Here is a 24,735-nt window from a genome sequence, read left to right on the forward strand (position 1 = left end):
GGCGCTCCTTCCGGGCTGGTCAAAAAATCCCCCGGTCGCTCCGGGCCGGGGGATCAGGATTGTCGCGTACGTACCGGATCATTTCATCCGGGAGCCGTGATCCTCGACGGCAAAGACCCAACCGGCGATCTTGCCCGGCAGGATCAGGTTCTCTTCGTGCCAGAAGCGATGCTGGCGCAAGTGGCGGCTCGAGGTGTCCTCGCGCGGAATCGCCTGCAGTTCTTCGTGAATGCAACGGAAGCGCTGGATCCAACGCGCGCAGTTGGCGGCCCGCAGATCGACCCAGCCATCGTTGACCCAGGTCTCGAGGCGTTCGTCCGTGATCGAGATCTGCTTGGCCTCGGAGGGCAGAATCACTTTCTGGCCGCGGATCAGACGCATGTCGTCCAGCAGGATGGGAATGCCGGTGGATACGATGCGGTTGGCCACTTCCGGATTCTCGAGCACCAGCGTGTTGAGAATGTGAGTCAGGTCGGCAGCATCGGCCTTGCGCACGGCGCTCATCTTGCCGTAGGCCAGTCGCAGCAGATGGGATTCGAAGAGCAGCTTGCTCAGTCGCGGCGGCCCCAGCATTTCAAAGGCCACGCTGTGGGTGTCGTGTGTCTTTTCCAGCTCGACCATCTTCTCAAGGGCCCAGTGACGCATCAGGCCGGCTCGGTAGCTTGGCCCCATGGTGGTATTGTCCAGGGCGTTGATGATGTCGAAACCGGTGTTGCCGCCTTCGATTTCGTATACCAGCTGAGTGGCGATTTCTTCGGGCGTGATGAATTCCATCTGCTCACTGGTGGTGAGTGCCGAGAATTCCTCGAGGCTGAAGATGCCGTTCTCGCCCGTATCGATGTAGACGTTTTCCATCACATCGTCGCGCAGCTCGGCGGCCGAGGGGTCAAAGGTCGAGAAGTCCTGCCCCAGTGGCATCGGCCGGGCGTTGACCATGCGGATCGGTCCGTCCTTGCGATTGATCGGGCCGTAGCCAATGCTCTTCCATCCAATCGCGGCGGCCGGTTTCAGTTCCTTGGTGATCGGGGCATCGGGCGTGCGGGCCATCAGGAACAGCAGCATCGAGTGTGCACCGGCCAGCGCGCTCTTGGACAGCAGCATGCGGCTGGGCTTCTCTTCGGAATGTGTATACGGCACGTTCATGCCCATGCCACCGGTGCCCGTGGTGCCCACCTTGATGTAGACGCCGGTGGCGCAGTCCGTCATGCCGCGGTACAGCACCTGGATGTGCCGGATCAGCCGCGGGATGTACAGCGATTCCAGCAGGTGCTGCATGGCTTCACCGTCGGGGTCGCCGGTTTCCAAGGCAACGCAGGCTTTCTCGGCCGCACGGAAGATGTTGCGATAGGCGATGCCCGTGGCCGTGTTCACACAGTCGATCACGATGTCGGGCTGGATCTCGGCCAGCATGCGGTACAGATTGTACTTGGGCAGATCGTTGTCACGCAGTGGACCGACCTGACCGAACAGCTGCTGGGAGACCGTGTCTCCATCGCTGTCACGCGAGAAGATGTCGCCCTCGCAGACCTCCAGTTCGCACTGCCCCTTTTCCGGCAGCAGCAGGTCACGGGCCTTTTCGGCTTCGCTGAGTCGCAGACTGTGGATGTGAAGAGCAGCAGGCGAGCGCTTCAGGAGCTCCCGGCATACGGCGGTACCCACAAGGCCGAATCCGCCGAGAATCAGGATACGACGGTTCTGAATATGCATGACGAACCTCCGGTTGCAGACGTTGGGATCGGCCAAGGTCCGGAAGCGGGGCAGTCTTCCATTTGATATGGGTCAATCCGGGGCAGTTCCCTGACCAGGTTCAAGCAGCTGCCGCCTCGGAGAAACCGGGACAGCCACTTGTCCCTGCTCTTCCGGGCGGAGCTCTCCGGGGAGATGGTCCTTGCACGGGCACAGCGCTGCGGATGTCCCGTTCAGGGGCGTTCTGGTGAATATGATCCGGATGTCTGGTCTTCAGATTTCGAGGGTCCGGCATGTTCGGAGAAATCTGTCGGGCAGGCAGAATGTCCACCTTGCATGGCTTTGAGGCAAGCCTGGAGTCGGTCACCTTGACTCCGGCTGTGGAGATCTGGCGAAATAGTTGTCAATTGAGGCTGATTCTTGCCCTGCGGATTGACCGATATCATGGGAAATCTGACGGCGGGATGTTAAAGTTAGTCTCGCCGAACAAGATTGGTTTCGCCTTTTCGCCTGAGGCAACTGGATGCGAGGAAACTGGATGAGCCTGGAACAGATTCTCCCGGGAAATTCGTGCATCATCACGACCGTGGAAGGTTCCGGGGCCATCCGCCAGCGGCTGCTGGACATGGGCCTGTTGCCCGACGTGATCGTCCGGGTCGAGCGCAAGGCTCCGGGCGGCGACCCGATCTGGATCAATCTGGGTGGCTGGCAGATTGCCCTGCGGCAGAAGGAAGCGCGTACAATCATGGTCAAGGACCCTGCCTGAAATGACCACCGGGATCGGTTTCACATCCCGCGCTGAGCGCCTGGAGGCGTTCCCGGAAGGCCCCGAACTGGAGCGCCCGCTCCACGTGGCCCTGGCCGGCAACCCCAACAGCGGCAAGACCACCCTCTTCAACGCACTCACCGGCTCGAATCACCAGGTGGGAAACTATCCCGGCGTCACCGTTGAGAAACGGCTGGGGCTGGTGTCCGATTCCCGGTTTCCACGCAATGGATTCCAGCTCTTCGACCTCCCCGGCACCTACAGCCTCAGTTCCTGGTCTCCCGAAGAGCGCATCGCCCAGGCCGAATTGCTCAGTGGCACACAGGATGTGATCGTCGTGGTGGCGGATGCCTCGACTCTTTCACGGAGTCTGGTTCTGCTGGCCCAGGTCATGCTCACGGGCGCCAATCCCGTTCTTTGCCTGAACATGGCTGACGAAGCCGAGCGCTCCGGACAACGTCTGGACTTGGCCCAGATGCGAGCCTTGCTGGGGTTTCCGGTGGTGGAAACATCGGCCAAACACGGCATCGGACTGGAGCAGCTGCGCCAGGCGATCCTTGAACAGGGTCTCAACCCAGTCGACTGCCGCCGCCGTGTGACGCTGGGCGCCGATCTTCGCGGCAGCCTGGATCGGCTGGAGAGTCTGCTGAACCGACACGGCATCGTCAGCCGCGAAAGCACCTGGCTGGCCGTCAAGCTGCTGAAGTGTGATCCGGATGCCCAGAACCTGCTCGGGATCCTGGTCGAGAACAGTACGGACGTTCTGGACGCGACAAGCCTCGAACGCAAGCAGCTTGAAGCACTTTCCGGAATGGACCTGCCGCTTCTGCTGGGCTCACAGCTGGCCGGTTTTGCCAATGGCCTGCTGCGCGAAGTGACACTCTCGCAGTCCCGCGCGGATGCCCGTGCCATGAGCGACGCCATTGACGGGATGCTCGTGCATCGCTGGCTGGGCCTGCCGATCTTTCTCATGATCATGTACGGCATCTTCTGGCTCACCTTCAGTCTCGGCCAATATCCAATGGACTGGATCGAATCGGGATTCGGGCTGCTTGCCGGTGCCATTTCCTCGCTCTGGGTCGCGGATTCCCCGTCGCTGCTGCGCTCCCTGCTTGTCGATGGCATGATCGCCGGTGTGGGTGGAGTGGTTGTGTTTCTGCCCAACATCGTGCTGCTGTTCGCCGGGCTGGCCCTGCTGGAAGACACGGGCTACATGGCCCGGGCCGCCTTCATCATGGACCGGATGATGCACCGCTTCGGCCTTCACGGACAGAGTTTCCTGCCGCTGATGTCCGGCTTCGGCTGCTCGATTCCCGGGATCATGGCCACCCGCACCCTCGAGAACGAAAAGGACCGGCTGGTCACGATGCTGGTGTTGCCCCTGATGTCCTGCGGGGCCCGTCTGCCGATCTGGATGCTGCTGATTCCCGCATTCTTCTCGCCTGGGCTGCGTGCCCCCGCGCTCTGGGGCATCTACATGGCGGGAATCGTCTTGGCGCTTGGCCTGTCCTTGCTGCTCAAGCGCTCCGTCCTGCGGGGCGAAGACACTCCATTCGTGATGGAACTGCCGCCCTACCGCATTCCCACGGGCCGAGCCGTGATCATGAAAATGGCCGAACGCTCCCGGAGCTACCTGCGCAAGGCGGGCACCTTGATCCTGGGCGTGTCGATCGTGCTCTGGGCGCTCACCAGTTTTCCCCGTCTGCCCGACAGGGAGTTTCCGCCGCAGCCCGCGGACTCCGCGATCAGTGTCGAGGCGGCACAGGCCGCCGCGGCACTGCAGTATTCTCTGGCCGGCCGGATCGGCAGGGCCATCGAGCCCGTCTTCGCCCCGCTGGGATTCGACTGGAAGATTACCACCGGGCTGCTGGGTGCCTTCGCCGCCAAGGAAGTGTTCGTGTCACAGATGAGCATTGTCTTCTCGCTCGGAGGAGATGATGAGAATGTGAGCACCCTGTCGGGAGCCATCCAGCGGGAGTACTCGCCGCTGACGGGCATCAGCCTGATGCTGTTCCTGCTGATCGGCACACCCTGCATGGCCACCGTGGCGGTCATGCGCAAGGAATCGGGCAGCTGGAAATGGGCCTTGCTCCAATTCGGTGGCCTGACCGTACTGGCCTGGCTGATCTCCCTGGCCGTGTACCAGATCGGGGGGCTTTTCCTGTGAGTTGGGACCTTGTGGGAGTGGCCGTGCTGGTGGGAGCTGCCACCCTGTACATCACGGTTCTGGGCACCAGAAAAGTGCGCGAAATGCTGCACGCGGCAAGGACTCCCGGACCCACTCGCTGTGGCGGGTGCACGCTCTGCCCAGGTCACGAGGATGCCGCCTGCTGTGACCCGCGCCCCGGTGGTCCGCGGGTCTGATCCCACACCACACCTTTCCTCCCTTGCAGAGTCCCGTCCAGCTTGCCACTTTCGAGCCATCGTTCGGGCGGCCCAACCCCTGCCGCACTGTGCCACACACCAGGATTCAGCCAGCGGGAGACTTCCATGGCCGTCCGTACCCCCGCCATTCGCACCTCGACATTCGTTCTGGACACGAATGTGATCCTTCACGACAGCAACTGCATCTACAAGTTCGAGAAGAACGATCTCGTGGTGCCGATCTCGGTCCTCGAGGAGCTGGACAACTTCAAGAAGGGCAACGACTCGCTGAACTTCCATGCCCGCGAGTTCGTGCGCATCATCGACTCGCTCAGTGGGGATCGCCTCTTCGACAAGGGGGTGCTCATCGGCCCGGGTCTGGGGCGGATCCGGGTGGTGCTTTCGGCCCCCATGCACAAGGACCTGCAGGTCAGCTTTCCCGCACAGAAGATGGATCACCAGATTCTCAACACGGCCTACGTGCTGCACAAGGCGAGCCGCGGACGATCCGTCGTGCTGGTGACCAAGGATGTCAATCTGCGCATGAAGGCCAAGGCCGTGGGACTGCCCGCGCAGGATTATCGCAACGATCATGTGAAGAACATCGGGGAACTGTACACGGGGCATCGCATCGAGGAGAACCAGGATTCGGAGCTGATCAATCGTCTCTACGAACCCGTTGGTGAAATTCCACTGGCGGACCTGAAGGTGGACCACCCGCTGGTGCCCAACGAGTATCTGATCATGCGCAACAACAAGCGCTCGGCATTGGCCGTGTACAACCCGGGCCGGGGTGTCCTGCGCCGCATTGACAAACAACAGGCCTACGGCATCGTACCGCGAAACGCCGAGCAGAGCTTCGCCATGGATGCCCTGCTGAATGATGACATCCGGCTGGTGAGCGTGAGCGGCAAGGCAGGCACCGGCAAGACCCTGCTGGCCCTGGCGGCCGCCCTGGAGGTGCGCAAGAACTATCGCCAGATCCTGATGGCCCGCCCGATCGTGCCGCTCAGCAACAAGGATCTGGGCTTTCTGCCCGGCGACATCAAGTCCAAGATCGACCCCTACATGCAGCCCCTGTACGACAATCTGGGGGTGATCGAGAACCAGTTCAAGGAATCGGATGCCCGCCACAAGCGCATCAAGGAGTATCTGGATCAGGAGAAGCTGGTGATCAGTCCGCTGGCCTATATCCGTGGCCGCAGTCTCTACAAGGTCTTCTATATCGTCGATGAAGCACAGAATCTGACGCCCCACGAGATCAAGACCATCATCACGCGGGCCGGAGACAACACGAAAATGGTCTTCACCGGGGACATCTTCCAGATCGACCACCCCTACCTCAATACCCACTCGAACGGCCTGTCGTACCTGATAGACCGCATGAAAGGACAGCCGCTGTACGCCCACATCACCCTGAGCAAGGGCGAGCGCAGCGAACTGGCGGACATTGCCAGCGACCTGCTCTGAGGGGCGGTTGTGCCACGCGCTGGATCACGAATCCCGACGGCCCGGAAACAGGTGCAACAGCCCTCGCGCAATCAGCAATGGCAACCAAAGCACTGTCCGTGCCGTGAGGATGACCAGCAGCAACAGCCCGAATACATCGAATGGCATGAGAGTCGAATACTGGACCAGTTCCTGACGCATTTCCACGACACGTTTCAACGTTGCCACGCCGCCCAGGCAGACGTACCACAGGATGGCGGTTTCCAGATCCATTCCATCTGCCCATCGTGAATCGTCAAGGCACCCAGTGTGCCATGCTCATTGGTTTGCATGGATTGCGTCGCGCAGGCTGTCCCGTACTCCGACCTGAGACTTCCGCCCGGAAGAATCGCTCGGCAATTCGGTCAATGCAAGCTGTCCCGGGAGGAATCCTTCTCGATCTCGGCGGCACCTCTTCGCACTTGAATGCAGCATTCGGACACACGGAATCCGTCGGTCGGGACCTGTTGCCCAGAACTGGAAACGGGTCCTGACGGACCACTTGCCTGGCTGCCGGAAGTCGGGATGTCACTTTTCGTCATGCGCGCATGTTCATATGACCATTTGATCAATATCAATGTGAAACTTTTCACAGGTCCTTATCTCGGTCCGTGAATCGCCGGCCTGGTGAGTTTCCTGAGCATGGAACTCCGGAATGGAGCCTTGGTCCGATTCCAGACTGCACGGAGGAGGGCTGAAATGGCCTTTGTGAACCACTCAATCAGCCGCGGCCTGCTGTGCGCGGCGCTGCTGGCACCGGCCAGTGTCATGGCCACCAATGGAATGGACAACGAGGGCTATGGCCCGATTTCCACAGCCATGGGGGGTGCTGGTCAGGCATTCGACAACGGCAGCGCGGCCGTGATGAACAATCCTGCCACCATCACCCTGATGACTTCGGGCAGCTCGCGACTCGACTTTGCTCTGGGCATGCTGCAACCCAAAGTCAGTTCCAGCATGAACGGAATGCCCACAGCCGATTCCGCCGCCGATCGATTCATCATGCCGGCAATGGGCTACCTGCGAAGCATGGGAAGCTGGACTCTTGGCGCGGGCGTCTTTGCCCAGGGCGGGATGGGCACCGACTACGAGAAGAGCAGTTTCCTGTCTGCTGGCAGTGGCAATCCTGCCATGTCCCAGGTCGGTGTCGGGCGTTTCAGCGTGCCTGTGGGCTACCGAATGAATGAGAAACTGGGCCTTGGCCTGACCATGGATTATGTCTGGGCCAACATGGATGTGGAAATGGCCATGGCCGGAGCCGGCCAGTTCGCCAGTTTCATCAGCAGCATGGGTGGCAGCCAGGCTCTGGGCAGTGCGTCGGGAAGCATGGTGGATGCTCTGGGTGGTGCCGTGATGGCCGGTCAGCTCAGCATGCCGTCACAGGACTATGCCAGCAATCCAATGGCTGCGGGACCGGTCAACTGGGCTCATTTCAGTTTCTGTGATGACAGCGACTTCACCGGCCAGGCGACCGGAGGTGGCATGGCGATGAAACTGGGCGCATTGTATACGGTTTCCGACCAATGGACCGTTGGCCTCAGTTACCACGGGGCGACCGCGCTGTCCGATCTGGAGGCCGATGGGGCCTGCATGAGCATGAGCGCCAACTTCGATGACGCCCTGCTGGCCCAACAGTGGAACGGAATCCCCGAAGGCGCACCAGGCAACCAGGGTGCTCCTGCCGGCAGCTACTCGGCCGTGACCGTACCGGTGAGCGGCAAGATCACCGTGAAGGACTTCCAGTGGCCAGCCCAGATGGCACTCGGTCTGGCCTACAGGCCCAGTCAGGCATGGTTGGTGGCCATGGACCTGAAGCAGATCGGCTGGAGTTCGGTAATGGAAAACTTCAACCTGAGCTTCAAGGCCGATGCCACCCAGGCCAATCCCATGGCAATGGGATTCGCGGGGACTTCCATGGACATGGCCCTCAAACAGAATTGGGACGACCAGCTTGTAATGGCCCTCGGAGCCGCCTGGGCCTGGAACGAAGACCTGACACTGCGTTTCGGCTTCAATCATGCCAGCAACCCGGTACCGGATCAATACCTGAATCCGCTGTTCCCCGCGATCGTGGAGAACCATTACACCCTGGGTGCCGGGTATCGCATCGGTTCGCATCATCAGTTGAATGGCAGCATGCAGCTGGTGCCCGAGGCGAAGAACACGTCCGCATCGGGCGTTGTCAGTACACATAGCCAGACGAACTTCCAGCTGATGTATTCATTCGGCTTCTGATGCGCCAGCCAGGATCTCCAGAACACAAGGGTCGCCTTCGGGCGGCCCTTTTCATCTGATTCACCTCTGCAACTGTGCTTGCCGAACAAAAACTGCACTTGCTGTTTCGAGAACTTGATGCGCTTGATCAGACCGAGATCCTTCTTCACCAAGAGGATCCAGGAATTGCATTCGAGCCAACAACCACAAGGGAGTGATCATGAAACTGATTGCAGGGGCAAGTCTGTGCCTGCTGGGAATCTCCAGCATGCTGCACGCCGCCGAACGCGCCGCCAAACCGGAATTCGGCGTCGCGCTGGGCGTGTCGAACTACATGGGGGAACTGGACAGTGATGGCTTCGGTCTGGTGACGGACCTGAATGTGCACTGGTGGCTGAATGACCGCTTTGCTCTGGGACTGCGCGCAACCGGCGCCCGCCTCAAGGGCAGCAATGATCTGGGGGCTTTCCAGTCAAATCCGAACAGCGTCACCGGCCGGTTCAAGTGGCTGCCCATCCATCGCGAAATGTTTCTGATGCCCTACCTCACCGCAGGCGTCGAGTGGGCCACTTTCAATGCGGAAGACCAGGACGATGGGTCCTTGCACCCGGCTTACCACGATTTCACGAAATCAGCCGACACCAATACCCTGGCCATTCCAGTGGGACTGGGCCTGATGCATCACCTGAGTGACAACTGGGCGGTCAGCATCGAGGGTCTGTATCACCTGAGCAATACCGACTTCCTGGACGATTTCGAAGACGATTCGGCCAATGATGCCTGGATCACCGTCACCGCAGGACTCTCCTTCTTCCCCGGTCAGCCGAAGGATACCGATGGCGACGGCATCCTCGACCGTGACGACCGTTGCCCCAGGGAAGCCGAGGACATGGACGGCTTCCAGGATTCCGATGGCTGCCCTGACCTGGACAACGACGGCGATGGTATTCTCGATGCCGATGACGGTTGCCCCGACATGGCTGAAGACATGGACGGTTACAAGGATGACGACGGTTGCCCCGAAGCGGACAACGACAACGACGGCATCCTGGACGCGGACGACCAGTGCCCGAACGATGCCGAGGACTTTGATGGCTTCCAGGACGAGGACGGCTGCCCTGACCTTGACAACGATGGTGACGGCATTCTCGATGTGGATGACAAGTGCCCCAACGAGGCCGAAACCGTGAACGGCTACAAGGATCAGGACGGCTGCCCCGACACCAAGCCCGAAGTTCAGGTTGAAGCGGGCAAAGCCGTGGTACTGGCGGGCATCAATTTTGATTCCGGCAAGGCCACGCTGACCGCCGATTCGGAAGCCGCGTTGAACAAGGTGCTGCGCACGCTCAATGACAATCCGGAAATCGCCCTGGAAGTCCGTGGTTACACGGACAATCAGGGCCGTGATGCATTCAATCGCTCTCTTTCCCAGAAGCGCGCGGAAGCCGTGCGTACCTGGCTGATTGAACACGATGTGGACGCTTCGCGCCTGCAGGCCAAGGGCTTCGGCCCCGACAACCCGGTGGCCGACAATGCCACTGAAGAAGGCCGCGCCCAGAACCGCCGCATCGAGTTCTTCCGCCTGAAGTAACACGCGCTCTGATTTCTCCATTGCCCAGTTGCCCCTGCAGGATTTCTGCAGGGGCAACTTTCTCTGGATCGCAAACCGCCGGCACGATGCCACGGATCACGTCTTCGCAGGCAGTTGCGCCTCGCCTCCAGACCTGATCCCGGCCGGACAGTGCTCGCCACTCTTGCCATTGACGCAACGCACCCTGGTTGCGAAAGTGGCCGATCGCGAATCCGCTGGCGTTCTGGGCATCGGAAAGGTCCTCACTCCGGTCCCTGTCCGCCGCAGGCGTGAAGAGTGCAGCCGCGTCTTCCAGCAGATGCGTCTTCCTGGCCCTGCCCACTTGTGGGCGCGCGGCGATCTGATCGGGATGCACATGAAGGCGTCAGACCAGCTTTCAGCTGATGTATACTTGCGGATTCTGAAGTCGAGCCCTCATGTCATGAATACGAAAGGGCCGCCCCGCGGGGCGGCCCTTCTGTCTCGATATCCGTGATGAACAGTCATCCTTCAGTGGGCCAATGAACGTCCAACCCAGATCAGCGCTGAACCTCCACGCGGTAACAGCGAACGGTGGGCGTTTCCGGATCGAAGGTGTCCAGGAACGAGGTCGCATGGCCTTGATACAGAACCGTTCCGCCTCCCGGGAAGTCTGGATCATCGGAAACGAGCAATCTGCAGGGGCCGTGCAGTACCGGACATCCTTCACCGGCATTCCATTGCAGCAAGGTCTGGCCTGATCCCGGGCTGCTGATGTCAAGCGTCACACAGCCGGCAGCGCTTTCGCACTCGTCAGGAATCCCATCTCCGTCCAGATCCATGGAATCGCCCGAAGCGATGTCGCACGCATCGGGAATGCCATTGCCGTTGCAGTCTTCCGCAGCGCCCGTGGCGAGCTCGTATTCATCGAAGAAGCCGTTCTGATTGCAGTCAACTTCCGTCTGGCCCACCAACTGGCACACATCAAGGACACCATTCCCGTCATGATCCCGTACGGTCTGACTCACGGAGCGCAGGAACAGGTGCGACTCGGCGAATGAGTTTTCAGTTTGCCAGAACCGATAGCCAAGCAGCAGAAGCTCTGGCCGATGGGTGTGACGCAGGTCCGCGACTACGGCACCTTCGGTGCGGTTGACTGTGAAATTCTGCCATGTGCCTGCGCCAGGACCACGACTGTAGCGCACATGATACCTGATGTTGTGGTGCGGCGGTGGCGCATCGGAGCACACCGGATCCATTGTGCCGTCTCCATCAAGATCCGACCCCAGCACGAGGGTGTATTCACTGCCGGGTTCCGCGCCCAGATCCTCCAGAACCGGCAGTTCAGGATTGAGAGGACTGGCCAGATGGTACAATCGATGCGTGTCACCCGAGTGAAGCAGCACGCCCAGCCCTCCGCCGGGCAGGTGCGCACTTGCCATGTCATCGAACCCGCCGACCGCCATATCGAGCGTGTCCAGCACCTGGGCGCCGAATTCGAGGGACAGGCTGAGGATCAAGCCGGCGCCATCGTCCAAAGACAGAATGCGATCGTGGGCCGATCCAGGCTCGCGAATGCGGCACATCTTCTCATGGTGGAACGAAGGATCAACAGACTGTGTCACCAGACCACCCAGGCCGTCCGAGAGTCTCAGGTCCAGCTGACCATCATGCCAGTCCAGTACATCGGGCTGGCCATCCCCGTTCAGGTCGGCGGGAAGTACCTGACGCTCCGCGCCGGCACCGAGCGGCAGCAGCTGATCCATGGAACCCAGAGAGTCGCGAAGGAACAGGCCCGTGGGTCCACCGGATTCCACATAGTAGAGGAAGCCGTCGGCCAGATTGCCCGACCGCGGCCAGGGATACAGCTCGAGGCGCCATGTGTAGTCTGACAGGGCGTTGTCCATGGTGAACACAGGCTCGCCAGCCTCATCCTGCACCCATCCGAAATTCCTGCCGTAGTTGTCATATCCCACTTCGTCCGTCACCAGGGCGATGACCTCGGTTTCACCATCCCCATCGAAGTCCCCTGAGATGCCACTCAGAAACCTTTCGCTGGAACTGTTGGGCAACAGCGCCCAGGTTCGGTCATGGATCTCCGGCATGATGGGTGTTTCCACCTCGTCGGGCACACTGTTGTTGTCGCAATCGGCGAGTGTCTCACAGATGTCGGGAACTGTGTTGAGGTTCCGGTCTGCCGATGTGCCCTCGCCGATCTCCAGAGCATCCCAGGTACCGTTGCCATTGCAATCCGGCAACTGGCCCATTGCGATCTCGCAGACATCGGGGACCCCGCTGCTGTTTCCGTCCTGGGGCCAGAGCGCCCGGACCTGACCCGTGCGACAGAATTCGAGAGTGCCGTTCGCATCGGCGTCCAGCATGACACTGCCGGCATCCAGAAAGGTCGGTCCCAGATCCGTGTACACACCCTGGTTCCATACCCCGTTGCGGTTCGCGTTGTAGAAGTCACGAGTGAGGAGCTCGGAACGCCCGTCTCCATCCAGATCGACCGGAATGAGCACGGAGGGCACATACTCGGCGCGGGTCAGGCTGCCCGCTGCCCCCCCTTCGAAAACTGTCGCGTCGGAACCACTGAAACTGTTCAATGCGTAGATGCTGATGGGTTCCGGTTGTCCGTCTCCATCGCAGTCCGCGAACTTCAATGCAAAACTCACCGCTTCCTGCGAGGAGTCGTACTCGATGAATCGGTTTTCGCTGTAATCCAGCAGCGTCAGTTGTTCATAGATGGACACATGGCCGACTTCAAGCGCCCAGATATCCAGGATCGACGCAGCCACGATATCCGGCCTGCCATCTCCGGTCATGTCGCCGACTTCAAGTCCGCTCCAACCGTAAGGTGCCGGAGTCAGCACATCCGAGATGCAGCTCAGAATTCCCGATACCCTGTTGTAATGGATGGCCCAGGTGTCTGCCGTGCGACAGATGAAGTCCTGACGACCATCATCATCCATGTCGTGCAATCGCAGAACCGTCACCGGATCCATGCTGGCCACATCAGTCGCGGCCCAGCCGTTGGCCGGATCCAGCCAAGAGATCATGCCACCCGACTGGATCACGGGGTCCGGAACCCCATCCCCGTTGACGTCGCCAACGCCGATGCAGGTGCCGGAGAATGTCGACTGCAGCACCCAGGTGCCTGTGCTCCAACGGTACCAAGCATCGGCGCTCAACAGGTCCTGCACAGCGTCCTGGTCCAGATCCGCGTAAAACAGCGCATTCGCGGGCAGGCTCACCGCCAGATCTTCATTGAACCAGTCGAGCTGGCACTCGTCGAGAATGCCGTTGCCATCGCAATCGTTGCCCGCCATTTCACAGCTGTCCGGAATTCCATTCGCATTGCAGTCCGGCAGACCTTCGCAACTGTCCAGAATTCCATTGCTGTTGCAATCGTTGTCGTCCAGTTCGCAGGTGTCCGGAATGCCGTTGGCATTGCAGTCGTCCAGGCCTTCTTCGCCGTCTGGAATGCCATTCCCGTTGCAGTCCTGACAGACATCGGGAATGCCATCGTTGTTGGAGTCCAACTCGGGCTGGCAGGAATCGGAAATGCCGTCTCCATTGCAGTCCCGGGCAAACCCGGCCGCGATCTCCCAATCGTCAGCCAGACCATTGGCGTCGCAATCGGCCAGAATCGAATTCATGATATCGCAGTCATCCGGAATGCCGTTCTGATTCTGATCGCCCCATGTCAGCTCAAGCCGCGCGAATGCCCCGCTGGCCACACGCCCCAGCTGCAACCATCCGGGCGCCGTATCGTCATGCACGATCTGCAACAGCTTGCGTCCGCTCATCTCGGCCAGCGGGAATGTCTGCGGGGGATCGGCTGCGCAGAACCAGGCCGCCAGAACATTGTCTTCCCGCGTTCCAAGCAAGTCCGGACAGCCGTCCCCGTCCAGCTCGCGAACATGGATTCCGTTCAGGGCGGCACCCGAAGAAGCCAGCAACTCGAGCACCGGTGCGGCTCCCGTGTTGTGGATCACCACCGGCACGCCACTCGTGCCTTGCGCTGTGACCAGATCCGGATAGCTGTCTCCGGGCTCCTGCAGCATCTGCAGCTTGCGCAGCAGATTGGCCGGAGCGCCGTACAGGGTCTGCTCGCTGTAGACCCCGCCGTTGTTGGTCTTTAGCTTGAGATCCGCATTGTAGACGAAGGCGAAGTCCGTATCCCCGTCCAGGTCCCAGTCGAGCAGCTGGCCGGCGTGGAAGCGCTGGGTCAGCAGTACGGGATTCAGCTGGAATCCAGAGCTGGTCTGCAGGTAGGTGCCCGCGTTGTAGGCCACGACGTCCAGGTCTCCGTCGCCGTCCACGTCACCGACCGCGGCGGAGGAGTGGCTGGCGCCCGAGATCTGAACCGTCGTGTTGCCATCGATCGAACGCAGCAGGAAACGTGGATACTGTTGGTCGCCGTTGCCGAAGGACAGTTCGCTGATCAGTACCCGGATCTGACCATCGCCGTAGAAATCTCCCGCCCAGAACACGTTCCAATCCGAGTAGAAGAAGTTCGCATCGAGCAGCAGCACCGCCGTGTAGACGCTCCCGTCGTTCCGGTACCAATACAGGCTCGTGGCCTGGGTGGAGCGGGCTGGCAACACATCCAAGTCGCCATCTCCGTCGAGATCCTGAAGCAGGATCCCGTCCTGCAGGGAGTTCAGACCGGACAGGTCCTGGCGCACGCCCTGCAAGACCTGCAGCTCAGTGTTGTCCGGTATGCCGTTGACATTGCAGTCCTGGCCATGCGCGGACATTGCGCTCACGAAAATGGACAGTAGTAGTGTTTTCATGGTGTTTCCTGACTGGCGGATTCAACAAGCAAAGCGGCTTGTGGTCGAAAGAGCGAATCCAGCACTACAAAAGCAACGCCGATGTTCGCCCAGCAAAACTCTCATTGCTGTATGGAATACCAGCGCTTGTGTGACATGACAGCCCATTTTTGTGCAATGATCAGCGAAGGCCTGCTAGCGGCAAACTGCTTGAATACACCACGTAGTTCCGGCCAGTACCCGGCCCCATTTGACGCTCACCCACTGCACCGCCAAAAACGGGAAACGCCCCTGCGAAGGGGCGTTTCGAATGAAAACCAGGCGGCGACCTACTCTCCCACACAATCGCTCATGCAGTACCATCGGCGCTGGCGGGCTTAACTTCTCTGTTCGGGATGGGAAGAGGTGTGACCCCGCCGCTATGGCCACCTGAATATTTTTGAATCCAGGCATGCAGACGTCAACTCGTTGTTTGGTCAATCCAGACGTTCTGTTCACCGTCCTGGTGGTCCACCAAGACATCTGGGAACCCCCACCGAACATGTCGGAAGGGAAAATTAAATCAAGTCACACGGCCGATTAGTACGACTCGGCTGAACACATTGCTGTGCGTACACCTGTCGCCTATCAACGTCATCATCTCTGACGGGCCTGAAGTGAGAACTGATCTTGTAGTTGGTTTCGCACTTAGATGCTTTCAGCGCTTATCCTTGCCGAAGGTGGCTACCCAGCCATGCCATTGGAATGACAACTGGTGCACCAGAGCTTCGTCCGCACCGGTCCTCTCGTACTTGGTGCAGCTCTACTCAATTCTCATACGCCCGCGACGGATAGGGACCGAACTGTCTCACGACGTTCTGAACCCAGCTCACGTGCCGCTTTAATTGGCGAACAGCCAAACCCTTGGGACCTTCTACAGCCCCAGGATGCGACGAGCCGACATCGAGGTGCCAAACCGCTTCGTCGATGTGAACTCTTGGAAGCGATAAGCCTGTTATCCCCAGGGTACCTTTTATCCTTTGAGCGACGGCATTTCCACGCATAACCGCCGGATCACTAAAGCCTGCTTTCGCACCTGCGCGACGTGTAAGTCTTGCAGTCAAGCTCCCTTATGCTTTTACACTCTTCGCACGATTGCCGACCGTGCTGAGGGAACCTTTGCGAGCCTCCGTTACATTTTGGGAGGCGACCGCCCCAGTCAAACTACCCGCCTGACACTGTCCCGGATGTGGATTCACACACCGCGGTTAGAATTTCACCAAAGCAAGGGTGGTATTTCAAGGTTGACTCCCCGACCACTGGCGTGGCCGGATCACCGTCTCCCACCTATCCTACACATGCTAGGGTAAAACACAATATCAGGTTATAGTAAAGGTCCATGGGGTCTTTCCGTCCTGTCGCGGGTAGCCGGCATCTTCACCGACATTGCAATTTCACCGATTCCGTGGTTGAGACAGCGCCCAAATCGTTACACCATTCGTGCAGGTCGGAACTTACCCGACAAGGAATTTCGCTACCTTAGGACCGTTATAGTTACGGCCGCCGTTTACTGGGGCTTCGGTTCAAAGCTGCCGTCCGAAGACTTGACCTCTTCCCTTAACCTTCCAGCACCGGGCAGGTGTCACACCCTATACAGCGTCTTACGACTTCGCAGAGTGCTATGTTTTTGGTAAACAGTCGCTTGGGCCTGGTCACTGCGGCCCCCGTGAAAGCCGGACGCGAAGTCCATTTCCCACAAGGGCACTCCTTCTCCCGAAGTTACGGAGTTAATTTGCCGAGTTCCTTAACCACGGTTCTATCGATCACCTGAGGATACTCACCCCATCTACCTGAGTCGGTTTACGGTACGGTCAGCTAACATCTCGCTTAGAGGCTTTTCCTGGCAGCATGATTAGGGGCAGTTCATGAGCTTGCGCTCTCCCATTCGCGCCTCGGGTATACTGTGACGGATTTGCCTATCACAACCCCACACGCTTAGACCGGCAATCCAGTGTCCGGCTGCCCTTTCACTTCTGCGTCCCCCCATCGCTCAAACGATGCGTCGCTGGTACGGGAATATTAACCCGTTTTCCATCGCCTACGCCTTTCGGCCTCGGCTTAGGGTCCGACTAACCCTCCGCAGATTATCTTTACAGAGGAATCCTTGGACTTTCGGTGGGAAGGTTTCTCGCCTTCCTTATCGTTACTCATGCCAGCATAATCGTTTCTGTCTCCTCCAGCATGGATCGCTCCACACCTTCGACGGTTAACAGAATGCTCCCCTACCGCACGTGTACAAGTACACATGCCCATGGTTTCGGCGGTGGTTTTGAGTCCCGAAAATTATCGGCGCCGGACTACTCGACCAGTGAGCTATTACGCACTCTTTAAAGGGGTGGCTGCTTCTAAGCCAACCTCCTGGTTGTCTGGGCGGTCCAACATCCTTATTCACTTAAACCACACTTGGGGGCCTTAACCGTTGGTCTGGGTTGTTTCCCTTTCGACTACGAAAGTTATCTCACGCAGTCTGACTCCCGATCTAAACATGACGGCATTCGGAGTTTATCAGGGTTTGGTACCCGGGTGAGGGCCCTAGTCCTGCCAGTGCTCTACCTCCGTCAGTCAACAATCGAGGCTAGCCCTAAAGCTATTTCGGGGAGTACGAGCTATCTCCAGGTTTGATTAGCCTTTCACCCCTACCCACAGCTCATCCAATGACTTTTCAACGTCACCTGGTTCGGTCCTCCAGTTCCTTTTACAGAACCTTCAACCTGGCCATGGGTAGATCACCTGGGTTCGCGTCTGCCGCAACATACTTTCGCCCTATTCAGACTCGCTTTCGCTATGGCTCCGGTGCTGAACACCTTAACCTGCATGCTACGAGCAACTCGCTGGCTCATTATGCAAAAGGCACGCGGTCACCCCGCAAGGGGGCTCCCACTGCTTGTAAGCGCACGGTTTCAGGATCTATTTCACTCCCCTCCCGGGGTGCTTTTCACCTTTCCCTCACGGTACTGGTTCACTATCGGTCACAGACGAGTATTTAGCCTTAGCAGGTGGTCCTGCTGGATTCCCGCAGAATTTCTCGTGTTCCACGGTACTTGGGATCCGTTCTGGAGGGCAGTGCCTTTCGCCTACCGGCCTATCACCGTCTATGGAGCGACTTTCCAGACGCTTCGACTAGACACTGCCTTTGTAACTCCATGGTCTTCATTGGGAAAGACCCGAACGTCCCGCGACCCCGACAATACAACGCCCCAACGCTTGGCATATTGTCGGTTTGGGCTCTTCCCGGTTCGCTCGCCGCTACTTGGGGAATCACGGTTGTTTTCTCTTCCTCCGGGTACTTAGATGTTTCAGTTCCCCGGGTTGGCTCTCTTTTGAGTGACGGAACATTACTCCCGCCGGGTTGCCCCATTCGGAAATCTCCGGATCTACGCTTGTGTGCAGCTCCCCGAAGCTTATCGCAGCTTACCACGTCCTTCATCGCCTGTCTGTGCCAAGGCATCCACCGTACGCCCTTAAAAACTTGAAAATCCATTCCGATCGTGAGACAGCAAGCAAAACTTGTTGTCTCACGCATTCATTCAGTGGCGGTTCTCAGATGTCTCGATGAACAATTGCAACCCGTGGGTGTACGCAAGCGTACACCTTCGGAGTTTTCGCAAGCGAAAACTCCGGTCACGCGGCCAACATCGCTGCTGACCTGTGACTGTCCTCGTGGCCATCCGGGCTGGATGGCACGGGACATATGGACGTACCACGTCTTGTCCGCGACGAACAAGGGTGGCGACCAAATGGGTTGCGTCGTCATGAATTGATTCATGACAACGAGTTGACTTCTGCATGTCAAAGAACGTGCATCCGCAAGCGGACGCAGTGCCGGATCCCACCACCGTGAAGTGAAGCGGTGTTCCGCGGCCAGAACATCATCCGAAAACGATGTCCAAATGGAGAATATGGGGCTCGAACCCACGACCTCCTGGTTGCAAACCAGGCGCTCTCCCAGCTGAGCTAATTCCCCGGCTGAGCGCTGAAGCGCTCAGCTTGGGACTTTTCGCTGCGCGAAAAGTCCTGGCTGCCGGCATGCCGCAGTCCAGTCCTTTCCCACAGGAAAATCCGGCTGATCACTTCAGATCCACAGTCCGGTACTGACGAAAGACACAGGGTAACCTGGCGTCACTCCCCAGGCCCGAACAGTGGGCCTAGGTGGAGTTGAACCACCGACCTCACGCTTATCAGGCGTGCGCTCTAACCAACTGAGCTATAGGCCCGCTCAGACGGAAACCCGAAGGCCCCCGCAAGACGCTGCACGTGTCCGTGCTGTCTGTGTTTCGTCTCCAAAGAGCAGGCCGGTTCCCCGGCCCAAAATCAAAACATAGTCGAAAATACGGCCACGCCTGCGTGTCAACAAGTTGACACGGCGCACCAACAAGTTGGTGCGTGCGCGTTTCATCTGTCGGCACGTGCGCGCCAACAAGTTGGCGCGAATTGGTCTCGGCGCATTTCCCGTAGGAAACTTGCCGTACTCCTTAGAAAGGAGGTGATCCAGCCGCACCTTCCGGTACGGCTACCTTGTTACGACTTCACCCTAGTCATCAGTATCACCTTCGGCGCCTGCCTCCTTGCGGTTGGCTCAGCGACTTCGGGCGCTCCCGACTCCCATGGTGTGACGGGCGGTGTGTACAAGGCCCGGGAACGTATTCACCGTGGCATGCTGATCCACGATTACTAGCGATTCCGGCTTCACGCAGTCGAGTTGCAGACTACGATCCGAACTGAGGCCGGTTTTTTGGGATTAGCTCCACCTCGCGGTATCGCAACCCATTGTACCGACCATTGTAGCACGTGTGTAGCCCTAGGTGTAAGGGCCATGATGACTTGACGTCGTCCCCACCTTCCTCCCGGTTAACCCGGGCAGTCTCCTTATAGTTCTCAGCTTGACCTGCTAGCAAATAAGGATAAGGGTTGCGCTCGTTGCGGGACTTAACCCAACATCTCACGACACGAGCTGACGACAGCCATGCAGCACCTGAGACAGAGACCCCGAAGGGAAATCCACTTTCATGGACGGTCCTCTGCCACAATCCTAGGTAAGGTTTTTCGCGTTGCATCGAATTAAACCACATGCTCCACCGCTTGTGCGGGCCCCCGTCAATTCCTTTGAGTTTCAGCCTTGCGACCGTACTCCCCAGGCGGGATACTTAACACGTTAGCTCCGGCACTGAACCGACCAAATCAAATCCAGCACCAAGTATCCATCGTTTACGGCGTGGACTACCAGGGTATCTAAGCCTGTTTGCTCCCCACGCTTTCGCTCCTCAGCGTCAATTAGCGACCAGAAGATTGCCTTCGCCATCGGTGTTCTTCCTGATATCTACGCATTCCACCGCTACACCAGGAATTCCATCTTCCTCTTCGCAATTCAAGAACTCCAGTTTCCAGCGCAGTTTCATGGTTGAGCCATGAGATTTCACGCCAGACTTAAAGTCCCGCCTACGAGCCCTTTACGCCCAATAAATCCGGACAACGCTTGCACCCCCCGTATTACCGCGGCTGCTGGCACGGAGTTAGCCGGTGCTTACTTAGGAGGTACCGTCAGACCGGGCAATACCCGGTGGTTCTTCCCTCCTTACAGAACTTTACACTGCGTAACAGCGTCATCGTTCACGCGGCGTTGCTGGATCAGGGTTTCCCCCATTGTCCAATATTCCTCACTGCTGCCTCCCGTAGGAGTCTGGGCCGTATCTCAGTCCCAGTGTGGCTGATCATCCTCTCAGACCAGCTAGACATCGTTGGCTTGGTGAGCCGTTACCTCACCAACTACCTAATGTCACGCAGACCCATCCCCCGACGATAAATCTTTAACACCAGGACCATGCGATCCCGGTGCGTCATGCGGTATTAATCCCAGTTTCCCGGGGCTATCCCCCATCGAAGGGCAGGTTGTCTACGCGTTACTCACCCGTTCGCCACTTTCCACCTCTCCGAAGAAAGGCTTCACGTTCGACTTGCATGTGTTAAGCACGCCGCCAGCGTTCGTCCTGAGCCAGGATCAAACTCTCCATTGTGATCTATTCGTTCAAATAAGAATCGAATGGATGAATGATCCATGCACTCTCGTACATGACTCAAAATGTTCCCCAGGACAACCCCGAAAGGTCTCCTGAGTGACGTGGCCGTATAGTTTTCGACTATGTCAATGAGCGCGTTCGACTGTTCAGAACAGTCCCGATTCGCCGCCAGAAAAGCGGCAAGACTTCCAACATACCAACCGTGTTTGGGTTGCGCAAGCGAAAAGTGCTCGATACGCATTCCCTTGGTTCATGCAGAATCAGCTTTGTCGGGAAAAAGATCCGGGGGTTCCAGACCTCAAATCGGCGAGCCGGGCCCGAATCGCATCAAAGCTCGGCGATGCGGGCATTCAACTGGGCCACCAGATCCTTGTTGCCACGGCTGCCCGAGACCTTGCTGATCAGATCGGGCATCCAGGCACCGGAGGGACGACTCATCAGTGCGGTACGGAGCCGGGACATGGCCCGCAGCTCGGATTCATCCAGCAGCTTCTCTTCCTTGCGCGTACCGGATTCACCCAGATCGATGGCGGGCCAGATACGCTTCTCCGCCAGCTTGCGATCCAGCACCAGCTCCATGTTGCCGGTACCCTTGAATTCCTGGAAGATCACGTCATCCATGCGGCTGCCCGTTCCTACCAGTACGGTCGCGATGATTGTGAGACTGCCCCCGCCCTGAACCTTGCGGGCCGCGCCGAAGATGCGTTTGGGCCTTTCCAGTGCCCGGCTGTCGATGCCGCCCGACAGTATGCGCCCGCTGTTTCTGGTTTCCTTGTTGAACGCTCGCCCCAGCCGAGTGAGCGAATCCAGGAACAACACCACATCCTTGCCAGCCTCCACTTCCCGCCGGGCGTATTCCGTCATCAGTTCGGCCACTCGCACATGGTTGTCGGTGCTGTGATCCGAACTGGACGCAATGACATGCCCATGGACCGTCCGCCGCATGTCCGTGACTTCCTCGGGACGCTCGTCGACCAGCAGCATCAGTTCCGTGACGCCGGGATGATTCAGGTGAATGGCCTTGGCCAATTGCTGAAGCAACACGGTCTTGCCACTGCGCGGAGGAGCCACGATCAGCGAACGCTGGCCTTTGCCGATGGGTACGAAGAGGTCCAGAATGCGCATCGCGACCGGACAATCCGGATGCTCGAGGGTCAGGCGCTCTTCCGGGTCGATGGGAACCCCCTGGTCCATCGGGGGCAGGTCCTTCCATGCGACAGGACTGAGGCCCTGGATGGATTGCACCTTGAAGAGCCTCGGTGCGCGCTTGTCCTGATCCTGCACCAATCCATGCACGAGGCAACCCGGCCTCAGGTGCAGGGCCTTGATCAACTCTGGCGGGACGTAGGGATCATCGGGGACCGAACGAAGATCGTGGTCCAATGAGCGCAACAGGCCGGCACCCTTGGGGGACGGTTCGAACACACCGGTAACTTCCCAGGTTCTGGGCATACGGATACTCCGGAACTGAATTGAGCGCACGTTGCAGGCAGGGGATCGTCAGGAATCTGATGTCACATCCGGGCGAGAAATTGCGCCGAAATCACCTGACTATATTAAAAATCCGATTCTATCGCAGCAGCTGGCCGCAACAGCGGCTGCGAGCCCGTCCGACCACTCAAGGAAAAGCACAGGATTCCAGATGCTACCCGTCACGCGCACGACCAAGGAACTGATTGAGATTCCCAGCCCCACGGGATACACGGACAGGATCATCGAGCATCTTGAACAGCGGCTTGATGGCTGGGGAATCCGGCACCAGCGAACCCGCAAGGGTGCCCTGATCGCGGGCAATCACCCGAGCCCCGAGCTGGTGATCGCCGGCCACATCGACACACTGGGGGCCATGGTGGCCAGCATCACCGAAGCAGGCATCATCCGCCTGTGCCAATTGGGCGGTTGGCCGGTCACGTCATTCGAAGGCGAGTATCTCACCCTGTTCACGCATGATGGCCGTGCATATCGCGGGACCTTCCTGCTGGACAACCCGGCGACCCACGCGAATCGCGAGGTCAATTCCACCGTGCGCAGCATGGACAACACCTGGCTGCGCCTGGACATGGAAACGTCTTCGCGCAAGGATCTGGAAGCCCTGGGCATCTCGGTCGGAGATTTCGTGGTCTTCGACCCCCGATTCGAATTCGTTGAGAACGGCTTCATTCGCTCGCGCTTCCTGGACAACAAGGCGGGTACCGCCTGCCTGCTGGACGTGGCCCATGCCTTGTCCAGCACTCTGCACGAACTGCCGGTATGTTTCCTGTTTTCCAACTACGAGGAAGTGGGACACGGCGCGGCGGGCGGATATCCTGACAGTGTGAAGGACATGCTGGTGGTGGACATGGGCGTGGTGGGCAAGGGTCCGGCCGGGGATGAGTTCCACACCAGCATCTGCGCCAAGGATTCCGGTGGTCCCTATGACTTCGGCTTTCGCACCGAGTTGGTGAACCTGGCCCGCCAGAAGGAAATTCCCCATCGGGTGGACGTATACCCGTTCTATTCCAGCGACGGTACTGCGGCCTTGCGGGCTGGAAATGACTTCAGGGTCGCGCTGGTGGGGCCCGGTGTGGCAGCATCCCACGGGCTGGAGCGCACACATGAACGCGCGTTGACCGCCACCTGCGAGCTGCTGACCACACTGATCGAGTCGCGCTATTCGTCGTGAACCCAGCACGAGCATCACGAAAACAACACGGGGCACCCATGGGCGCCCCGTGTTCGTCTCCATTCTGGATGACGGCTATTTGATTTCGAAGTGTCCGACCACGATGACACTCAGGTCCTCTCCGTTCACGTTCATGGATCCGTCTTCGTTGCCCCAGAACAGCAGGTTCGTGCCACGGGTCAGCTCCACGTCTCCACGGAAGTCCAGCACATAGTCGCCGGTATTCGTGTACAGCAGCCACTGGCCGTCCGCAAGCTTGGAAGCGATGATGCCGGTGGCCGAATAGGCGTACTCGCCATCGGACACACGAACCTGGGAAGCCTTGCGCGAATCGACACTGTGAATGGGGGCCACGGCGGCCATGGTGAAACTGGCGATGGTCAGGCAAGCGAGCAGGGTGCTGAGCGTCTTCATTTTGTGAAACTCCTGATTCGGTGTTCAACTTCTATGTCTTCTGTCCTTCGGAATCAGGTATTGCCAGTATCGTGCCAAAATTTCTTTCCACTTCAAGTCATTGATTTTCAAGCCATTGGAAGCCTCTCCGATGTGATCCGGGCCCCAGTGCCCCAGGACACAGTTGAAATGCACCAGCCACTGGAGTTCAACTGAACCAATTCCGCTCAGCTCATGTCACGCCACGGTTCCGGAGAGTCAACCGGGTACACAACAAAACGGGCACACAACAAAACGGGCACACAACAAAACGGGCACACAACAAAACGGGCACACAACAAAACGGGCGGCCCTTCTGGGCCGCCCGCGCACTGGAGAAGTGCAGGTTGGATCACTTGTACTCGAGCACCTGGAAACAGGTGTAGGACTCGTCGTTGAACTTCAGGCTCTGATGCCTCCCGCAGGTCAGAATGAGTTCACTGCCGAAATCCAGTTCCACGGGCAAGTCGAACTGCAGCACGATCAAGCCCTGCTCCATGGAACGGAAGAAGAAGTTCCGGGAATCAATCGACTCCATGACGACTCCGGTGAGCACAGTCTGCTCGACGACCGGGGCATCGAAGCCGGGCCGCAGCGAATTGTCGATCTGGTTCTTGCGAGCTCCGGCGGTGGACGTCAGGGTCAGGGTGGCGCAGAGCAGCAGTGTGGCGATGCGGAGAGTATTCTTGAACATGATCTACCTCGTTTCTTGATTCGAATGCCTGTCGGAGGTTGACTACGCA

13 protein-coding genes, 2 tRNA genes and 3 rRNA genes are annotated in these 24,735 nt (G+C 58.8%); 7 read left to right on the plus strand and 11 right to left on the minus strand.

All coding sequences use genetic code 11. The features are described 5' to 3' along the window. Positions 1-78: 78 nt before the first annotated feature. Positions 79-1,707, minus strand: coding sequence for a short-chain dehydrogenase (locus H6678_03980; protein ID MCB9472954.1), 1,629 nt, complete (start codon positions 1,705-1,707; stop codon positions 79-81). Positions 1,708-2,224: 517 nt separating this feature from the next. Between H6678_03980 and H6678_03985 the strand changes: the two genes are divergently transcribed. The 4 genes from H6678_03985 (at position 2,225) to H6678_04000 (ending at position 6,286) form a co-directional block, all read left to right on the plus strand. Next, positions 2,225-2,452, plus strand: coding sequence for a ferrous iron transport protein A (locus H6678_03985; protein MCB9472955.1), 228 nt, complete (start codon positions 2,225-2,227; stop codon positions 2,450-2,452). A gap of 1 nt (position 2,453) precedes the next feature. Next, entirely contained in the window at positions 2,454-4,619 is a 2,166-nt protein-coding gene (gene feoB / locus H6678_03990; GenBank protein ID MCB9472956.1) for a ferrous iron transport protein B, read from the plus strand. Further along, positions 4,616-4,816 (plus strand): hypothetical protein, encoded by a 201-nt coding sequence (locus H6678_03995; protein MCB9472957.1) that lies wholly within the window; start codon positions 4,616-4,618, stop codon positions 4,814-4,816. Before feoB ends, H6678_03995 begins: the two co-directional genes overlap by 4 nt. Before the next feature lie 126 nt (positions 4,817-4,942). Next, on the plus strand, positions 4,943-6,286 hold the full coding sequence (locus H6678_04000) for a PhoH family protein (GenBank protein MCB9472958.1): 1,344 nt from the start codon (positions 4,943-4,945) through the stop codon (positions 6,284-6,286). A 24-nt stretch (positions 6,287-6,310) separates the two neighbouring features. On the opposite strand, the gene H6678_04005 is transcribed toward H6678_04000, so the two are convergent. Then, complete coding sequence (locus H6678_04005) at positions 6,311-6,538, minus strand: hypothetical protein (protein MCB9472959.1); 228 nt, start codon at positions 6,536-6,538, stop codon at positions 6,311-6,313. Between the two features lie 465 nt (positions 6,539-7,003). Between H6678_04005 and H6678_04010 the strand changes: the two genes are divergently transcribed. Next, positions 7,004-8,539, plus strand: a complete 1,536-nt coding sequence (locus H6678_04010) for an outer membrane protein transport protein (protein ID MCB9472960.1) — start codon at positions 7,004-7,006, stop codon at positions 8,537-8,539. A gap of 199 nt (positions 8,540-8,738) precedes the next feature. Further along, the gene (locus H6678_04015; protein ID MCB9472961.1) at positions 8,739-10,109 is read left to right on the plus strand and encodes an OmpA family protein; all 1,371 of its coding nucleotides are present in this window, start codon (positions 8,739-8,741) and stop codon (positions 10,107-10,109) included. A 518-nt stretch (positions 10,110-10,627) separates the two neighbouring features. On the opposite strand, the gene H6678_04020 is transcribed toward H6678_04015, so the two are convergent. The 7 genes from H6678_04020 to rho form a co-directional block, all read right to left on the minus strand. After that, on the minus strand, positions 10,628-14,866 hold the full coding sequence (locus H6678_04020) for a VCBS repeat-containing protein (protein ID MCB9472962.1): 4,239 nt from the start codon (positions 14,864-14,866) through the stop codon (positions 10,628-10,630). A 295-nt stretch (positions 14,867-15,161) separates the two neighbouring features. After that, positions 15,162-15,278: ribosomal RNA gene (gene rrf, locus H6678_04025) — 5S ribosomal RNA — on the minus strand. Positions 15,279-15,403: 125 nt separating this feature from the next. Continuing rightward, positions 15,404-18,357 (minus strand): 23S ribosomal RNA (locus H6678_04030). Between the two features lie 418 nt (positions 18,358-18,775). After that, a tRNA-Ala gene (locus H6678_04035) sits at positions 18,776-18,848 on the minus strand. 176 nt (positions 18,849-19,024) lie between these two features. Further along, positions 19,025-19,098 (minus strand) — tRNA-Ile (locus H6678_04040). Between the two features lie 260 nt (positions 19,099-19,358). Beyond that, positions 19,359-20,894: ribosomal RNA gene (locus H6678_04045) — 16S ribosomal RNA — on the minus strand. The 16S, 23S and 5S rRNA genes sit together here with 2 tRNA genes alongside, the layout of an rRNA operon. 331 nt (positions 20,895-21,225) lie before the next feature. Then, positions 21,226-22,350 carry a transcription termination factor Rho gene (gene rho / locus H6678_04050; GenBank protein MCB9472963.1) on the minus strand — a complete coding sequence of 375 codons (1,125 nt, stop codon included), beginning with the start codon at positions 22,348-22,350 and terminating at the stop codon, positions 21,226-21,228. A gap of 190 nt (positions 22,351-22,540) precedes the next feature. Here rho and H6678_04055 point away from each other — a divergent pair, with 190 nt between their 5' ends. Continuing rightward, entirely contained in the window at positions 22,541-23,560 is a 1,020-nt protein-coding gene (locus H6678_04055) for a M42 family metallopeptidase (protein MCB9472964.1), read from the plus strand. A gap of 75 nt (positions 23,561-23,635) precedes the next feature. Here the strand turns inward: H6678_04055 and H6678_04060 are convergent, their stop codons facing one another. Both H6678_04060 and H6678_04065 read right to left on the minus strand, forming a co-directional pair. Next, on the minus strand, positions 23,636-23,974 hold the full coding sequence (locus H6678_04060; GenBank protein MCB9472965.1) for a hypothetical protein: 339 nt from the start codon (positions 23,972-23,974) through the stop codon (positions 23,636-23,638). A gap of 370 nt (positions 23,975-24,344) precedes the next feature. Next, the gene (locus tag H6678_04065) at positions 24,345-24,686 is read right to left on the minus strand and encodes a hypothetical protein (GenBank protein ID MCB9472966.1); all 342 of its coding nucleotides are present in this window, start codon (positions 24,684-24,686) and stop codon (positions 24,345-24,347) included. Between the last annotated feature and the right edge of the window lie 49 nt (positions 24,687-24,735).

Source organism: Candidatus Delongbacteria bacterium, from assembly GCA_020634015.1.
Taxonomy (GTDB): Bacteria; CAIWAD01; CAIWAD01; order CAIWAD01; family CAIWAD01; genus JACKCN01.